Origin of the sequence: Flavobacterium sp. (assembly GCF_029242675.1) — a bacterium.
Lineage (GTDB): Bacteria > Bacteroidota > Bacteroidia > Flavobacteriales > Flavobacteriaceae > Flavobacterium.
The window spans coordinates 1-6,722 of the sequence record NZ_JAQWTM010000079.1; the positions used below are offsets into that span (position 1 = coordinate 1).

Annotated in this window: 5 protein-coding genes and 1 pseudogene; 1 reads left to right on the plus strand and 5 read right to left on the minus strand. The window is 34.2% G+C overall.

Translation table 11 applies throughout. The features are described from left to right. From P8M54_RS16315 to P8M54_RS03175, 4 genes and pseudogenes are all read right to left on the minus strand, one after another. Nucleotides 1–1,268: pseudogene (locus tag P8M54_RS16315) on the minus strand (SusC/RagA family TonB-linked outer membrane protein); the annotation flags it as partial. A gap of 24 nt (nt 1,269–1,292) precedes the next feature. After that, a complete protein-coding gene (locus tag P8M54_RS16320; protein WP_366525114.1) occupies nt 1,293–2,189 on the minus strand; it encodes a carboxypeptidase-like regulatory domain-containing protein in 897 nt (298 codons plus the stop codon). 67 nt (nt 2,190–2,256) lie between these two features. After that, nucleotides 2,257–3,180, minus strand: coding sequence for a FecR family protein (locus tag P8M54_RS03170; protein ID WP_300285049.1), 924 nt, complete (start codon nt 3,178–3,180; stop codon nt 2,257–2,259). A gap of 78 nt (nt 3,181–3,258) precedes the next feature. Continuing rightward, nucleotides 3,259–3,789: a sigma-70 family RNA polymerase sigma factor gene (locus tag P8M54_RS03175; protein WP_300285052.1), complete on the minus strand. Its 531-nt coding sequence runs from the start codon at nt 3,787–3,789 to the stop codon at nt 3,259–3,261. Nucleotides 3,790–4,028: 239 nt separating this feature from the next. Between P8M54_RS03175 and P8M54_RS03180 the strand changes: the two genes are divergently transcribed. Continuing rightward, nucleotides 4,029–5,093 (plus strand): phosphatidylinositol-specific phospholipase C1-like protein, encoded by a 1,065-nt coding sequence (locus P8M54_RS03180; protein ID WP_300285055.1) that lies wholly within the window; start codon nt 4,029–4,031, stop codon nt 5,091–5,093. Nucleotides 5,094–5,156: 63 nt separating this feature from the next. Here the strand turns inward: P8M54_RS03180 and P8M54_RS03185 are convergent. Continuing rightward, nucleotides 5,157–6,722 (minus strand): metallophosphoesterase (locus P8M54_RS03185; protein ID WP_300285058.1); only part of this gene is annotated, 1,566 nt, incomplete at its 5' end.

The window sequence follows — 6,722 nt, forward strand, 5'->3', positions numbered from 1 at the left end:
TGATTACCTGTTTGTCCCCAACTGCTTCGTAGTTTTAAATTATCAACAGCAGCGACATCATCTAAAAATTTTTCTTTTGCAATATTCCATCCTAGTGCAAACGAAGGAAAATAACCGTATTTATTATTTGTACCAAAACGAGTAGATCCATCGGCACGCATTGACGCTGTCAAAAGGTACTTTTCATTTAAAGTGTAATTCACACGTCCAAAATAAGACTGCAACTCGTTTTCTTGTGCATAACCTGATACTCCTGATTGAATCCCTGCAAATCCAGGATTAATTGCTGGTTTTACTCCAGTACCCTGAGCTGCAATACCATCAATGCTAAAACTAGTTCCTGAGCGCTCAAATTTTTGATACGAGAATCCTCCTAAAACTTCAATTTTTTGTTTATCTAGTGCTAAATTATAAGTTAAGTAATGCTCAATCAGAGAGTTTTTAGAATCTAAGTTGTTTTGAACATACCTTCCGTTCGGGTTTAAATCGGTTAAGTTGGGATAGATTGTTGTGCTTCTTTTTGCACGTGATCGATCGATACCTAAATTCAGTTTGTACTCTAATCCGTTGACGATTCTAAAAGAAGTTTCTAAATTCCCCAATACTCGTAAATTGCGCGTCTCATCTTCATAAATACTCAATAGATAAGCCGGATTGTAATGTGCATTCATATTAAAGTTAGTAAAATCCCCATTTTCATCATAGACAGACCTTGTAGGATTTGCCATTAAAGTATGAATAATCAACTGCCCATTAGAACCACCATCATCACTAGTAGGTACACCATCATCTTTAGTCTCACTTGCCGTAAGATTCATTTTTACTTTCAGTCTTTTATTATCTAAAAAAGATTCTGAAGCATTTATTCTAGCTGAAAGACGTTTGAAATTACTATTATTAACAATTCCTTCTTGATCCATTTGCGCTAATGACGCATAGTAATTTCCTGAATCAGTTTGTTTTGCAAATGACAAAGCATTATTCTTAGTAATGGCAGTTCTATATATTAAATCTTGCCAATCAGTGTTACCTCCATGATCAAAAGCTGGGTCACTAATGGCATTTCTGTATTCTTCTGAATTCAAGATATCCAATTTTTTTGCAACGGTTGAAACGGCTAAATACGAATCAAAATTTAATGTACCTTGTCCTTTCATTCCCTTTTTTGTAGTAACCAGCACTACTCCATTAGAACCTCTAGCTCCATAAATTGCTGCTGCAGACGCATCTTTTAATACGGTAATCGATTCAATATCACTTGTATTCAAGAAATTCAAAGGATTTTTAGCTGCCTAGGCTCCAAAACCGACATTACTCCCTGACGGACTCACATCATCATTTGATAAAGGAATTCCATCGACTACAAATAAAGGTGTGCTACCACTTCGTATCGATCCTACTCCTCTTATGGTAACATTTACTCCCGCTCCAGGTTCGCCACTAGTATTTACGACACGCACTCCAGCTACTTTACCTTGAATTAAGTTATCTGCTGATATTGCAACCCCTTCCCTAAAACTAGAAGCGTCAAGCTGGGTCACTGCTCCAGTAACATCCTTTTTTGACTGTTTACCATAACCTACCACTAATACTTCATTCAACTCAGCGGTATCAGGTTCTAAATTCACAGTTATAAAACTTTTTGATGCAATAACTGTTTTTGTTTGATAGCCCATATACGATATTTGCAATGTTCTACCTTCGTTGACTGTGATTTGAAAATTTCCGTCAAAATCTGTTATTGTAGTATTCGCAGTATTTGTTTCTAATACTGTTGCTCCGGGAACAGGCATTCCATTTTCATCTACGACTTTACCTTTTGCAGTTATTTTATCGGCATTTTGTACTTTAATTGCTTTTTCCTTGTGTACCAAAATTAATTTGCCATTTATCGAATAATTGAAATTTGCTCTCTGAGAAAGTTCTTTTATAATTGTAAGAACAGGCTTCTCTGTATTTTCAATTAGGTAGATAGTATCATCAGCAATCACTTCGGCTCCGTAGCTAAATTTATAAGCAGTGTTTTTACTTAATTTTGAAAATATAGCGACTAATGTTGCTTTTTCTACTTTATTTTTTACATTTGGATCTTTAAGATATGCTTTTGCTACTCCGTTTTCAAACGACAGTAAGGCTAGAAATAAAAAGACGATACTTTTTATTTTTAAATAGTTAGTTTTAAAATACATGATTTAAGTTATTGGTTGATTTCGATACTTAATTATTGATCGCAGTTGTTCGTAGCAACTGCTTTTTTTATTCCACTTTTACTGTTTCGCCATAAACACTGAATTTTAAATTTGTTATATAATTGATTTGTTGTAATACGCTCTCTAGGCTTGCATCTTTAGCAATAAAAACAGTCAAAGGACCTTCGCCGTTAACTCCTTTGATATACTGAAAAGTAACTCCGTATTTGTATTCGATTAATTCAATGACCTTATGCAAACTCATTTGATTTATAGTTATATTTTCAGCGTACCAATTAGTAGCAAAAATGGCTTCCATTGTCTTTTTGCTTAAAGCATTATTCGAAAATATAGCTTCTTGATTTGGAGTTAATTGAACGGATTGATTTTTTGTACTCACCTCTACCTTACCTGTTCTTACCATTACAATACATTTTGTTTTGGCTAATTGAATATGAAAAGAAGTCCCAATGACTTTTGTTTTGATTGCTCCCGAGGAAATAATAAATGGATGCACGCTATCTTTTGCTACTTCAAAAAAAGCGTTACCCTTTAGTAAAGAAACCTTTCGTTCTGTAGCTGTAAATTTTACAGGATATTGTAATGTAGAATGCGCAGATAAATGAATAATTGATCCGTCGCTAAGTTGAATTGATTGAGAACTGTTTGATGTCGTAAATAGTTTTTGTTCTTCAGATATTGTGCTAGTACTATTATAGAAACTTAGTCCTAAGAGCACTACAATACTTGCTGCGGCCGCATACATTGCGTACGATTTCCAACTACTTTTACGTTCCGTTTTATGTAAAATGTTTTCATAAATAGTTTGTCTTACTATTTTACTGCTACCCATTTTATCTTCATGCCAAGATGCTACTTGATATGCTGCTTTAGCAAAAGAATCTAAAACATCTTCCTCAGCCGGACTGGTCTTTTTGTTCAGACTCTTATTTGTAAAATATTCTAAACTGTGTTTCAATTTTCTCATCATAATTGGTAGTGTTACCTATAAGTACTGAAAACTTAAAATCGTACTATTCGAGAATATTATCAAACCATTAAGGGAAAGTTATCTTAAAAATTTATACGATATTACTAGCAATGACGCCATCCAAGACACATCTTTTAGCTCAAAACGAAGGTGTTTTAAAGCAGAAGAAATTTGGTTTTTCACTGTTTGTTTCGACAAAGACAATTCTATCGCAATTTGATCAATGGTCATGTCTTGCATTTTATGCATAAGCAAAATTTCTTTTCTTTTTTCTGGAAGGTTTTCAATCATGGCGTAAATTTTCTCCATCACCTCGGGATCAATTGTAGTAAAATTGTCAACGATGTAATCTTCAAATTTGTCTTCGATGATGGTTTTATCAAATCGGTTATTTTGATAATATTTAAAAACTTGATTTTTAGCCGCTCTATATAAGTACGATTCTATTGCCGTAATTTCGAGTTTGTGTCGCCTCTCCCATAAATCTATAAAAACGTCTTGAACTATGTTTTGAGCGACATCCATGTCTTGCGTCATATTAAAAGAAAAAGCAGTAAGTTTTTCCCAATATAACAAATAGATCTTCTCAAAATTTTCAGGATTTTTCATAAAATTAAATGGCTGTTTTTGTTTCACACAAATGAATGAAATGTATGGTCAACCACTTTTGCCTGAGTGTTAACAATAAATTAAGAAATGGTTGCTACACCACTATTACTCTAGCAAAATTGCTAATAATTGCTTATCAATTTCTTTTTCTTGATTTAACACAGGACATTCCCAAAATAGGTACTTTCGGCATCCACTTACTACTGTCAGTTTTAGCACTATTAAAATTAATTTTTATCATGAAAAAAGCAGCACTTATCTTATTAAGCACTTGTTCACTTGGTGCCATACTGCACGCTCAAAATAGCAATTCGAAAATCAACCAACTACAAGTAATAGGTTCTCACAACAGCTACAGGCAAGCACTCGAAAGTGACCTTTATAATTTGATTGCTAAAAGGGATACTACCAACTCCTATCAAGGTTTGCAATACGAACACATCGCAATAACAGACCAATTATATATGGGTTTACGAAATTTAGAAATTGATGTGTATGCGGATACCATAGGAGGAAAATATGCACATCCTAAAGGTTTAGAACTAGTGCATTCTAAAATAGCTTATGATCCTGAAGGAGTCATGAATAAACCAGGATTCAAAGTGTTGCACATGCCTGACATCGATTTTAGAACTTCGTGTCTGACATTAGAACTGTGTTTACAAGAATTAAAAAATTGGTCCAATGACAATCCAAATCACACTCCTGTTTTTATCACTTTAGAACCAAAAGATGGTGGTCCTAATTTTTTTAAGAACCAGCCTGAAGAATTTACCACCGCTTTATTTGATCAATTAGATCAGGTAATTATAAATACTTTAGGTTCTGATAAAGTCATTACGCCTGATGATGTACGTGGCTCATACAAGACATTAGAAGAAGCTGTTTTACACCACAATTGGCCTTCATTAAAAAATGCACAAGGAAAATTCTTGTTTATCATGGATAACAATGGAGCCAAAAAAACAATGTACGCAGAACACCATCCCTCTCTTAAAAGTGCTGTACTCTTTATCAATGCGGAACCAGGAACGCCTGAAGCGGCAACCTTATTTAGAAACGACCCCAAAGATGCGACTATAAAAGATTTGGTCGAAAAGGGATACTTGATACGAACCCGCGCTGATGCAGATACAAAAGAAGCACGTACTAATGATTACAGTCGATTTGAAGAAGCTAAGAAATCTGGAGCACAAATAATTACTACAGATTACTATATGCCAAGTCAACTTTTTGATTCTACTTACAAGGTAAATTTTGACGATGGTAGTTATGTTCGAAAAAATCCAGTCAACGGTAAATAAAAATTTATAAAAAAGAGAGACAAGCTATCAACAGATAATTGTCTCTCTTTTTTATTTGTATTCCTACTTATTCAAATCATCGATAGCACCCGATTTTAAATTAACTGAAAAATGATCTGCTGGTGCTCCATTCATAAAATTATTAAAAATCTTTAAGAATAAATACAGTTGATGGCGCTGAGGATTCACATTATTTTCGTTTCTAGCCGTTAGATACAAATCGATTAGTAATTTATATTGTTTTATTTTTTCAAATCCAATATCGCCTATCGCTAATTTATCTGCATTGCGTAGTCGATAAAAATCTGTAAATAAATCAGTACCCTTCCACTTTTTAAAATCTTCAATATTCAAATTTTGTGATTGTATAAGGGCTGCAATTTTCTCTTCTGCCTCCTGCCACTGCGCAGTTTTTGATTTTTTATTTGTAATAATTTCTTCTAGATCATTACTGGATTTTATTTGGGAAAGGATTACTAAATCAGCTCCATTCGTATTCGAAAGAAAATCGGCAAACGATTTGGGCCAGTCTGCCATAAAGCGTAACCGAACCAATTCTTTCAAATGGAAATCTGTGAATTCATGGTAATTTTTTGTTTTTAATATGTCTTGATTCCATACTGTTTTTGATCCTGTATTTTTTAGAAATTGGTATTCTTTTTCATATAAATCAAAAAGCTCGTTAAAGCGAGGCACTTCGTCTGTTGTCACCGTTTCAACAGTAGCAATACTATCAGACGAAATAGTCAACAGTTTGTAAGCAGGGATGTAAGCTGCAAGGGAAGGTGTTTGAACATTTACCAATTGGTTTCCGTTGGCACTCCTACGCACTCCCGTGTCATTGATATGCATGTGTCCACCAAAATGTATTTTTAAACCAGCATCGCCAAACTGTTCTGCAACAGCATCATCAGGTACGCGATTGAGTTGCCATTTATTTTTACCTAATAATTCCTTTAGATCATTTGTGGCATCGTCATTAAAATCAATCATGGGAAAATGGCTGAATGCAATCAGTGTTTTACCCTGCTTTTTTGCTTGTTCCGATACTGATTTTATCCACTTTAATAAATGTGCTTTGTGAGACAAAACATTATTGTAGCCCGTGCTCGCTTCTCCATAACTTGCAGATGAAGTTGTGTTTTTACCATCATCAGACTTTGGAATATATACATTACCATCAATTGCCAATAACCACAAACCTGCGACAGGTTCAACTAAATAACTTACATCAGGAATTGTGTAGCCTTTTGCAATTTCGTATTGCCGATTGTGTAACGTAGCCGCATTTTCTGCTTTCGAAAAGTCATAATTTTCAGTAGTATAATTCGAAAATGGTGTTGCCCAAAATATATAGTTTTTGCTAGGGTAAAAACCAAAAGACTTTAGTTCCTTCATAATTCCCTCATAACCCAATTTCATTACATCTGATGAAAGTACTAGCGGGTCTTCTTTTTCTAAATTTACCTTGTGCAAATCGGCTTGACTAAAGATTGCTTGGTTTTTACCATTTTGTCCCATAAAATCACTCTTGCCAGACTCTTGAGCAAAGGGACCTGATGGATCATGATTTCCAGTGGTTATAAAAAATGATATTCCATGTTTGTCTTGATATTGTTTTAGAATTTT

Coding starts and splice junctions, on each gene's coding strand:
- P8M54_RS16320 (WP_366525114.1), bottom strand. CDS start 2,189: ATGTATTTTAAAACTAACTATTTAAAAATAAAAAGTATCGTCTTTTTA.
- P8M54_RS03170 (WP_300285049.1), bottom strand. CDS start 3,180: ATGATGAGAAAATTGAAACACAGTTTAGAATATTTTACAAATAAGAGT.
- P8M54_RS03175 (WP_300285052.1), bottom strand. CDS start 3,789: ATGAAAAATCCTGAAAATTTTGAGAAGATCTATTTGTTATATTGGGAA.
- P8M54_RS03180 (WP_300285055.1), top strand. CDS start 4,029: ATGAAAAAAGCAGCACTTATCTTATTAAGCACTTGTTCACTTGGTGCC.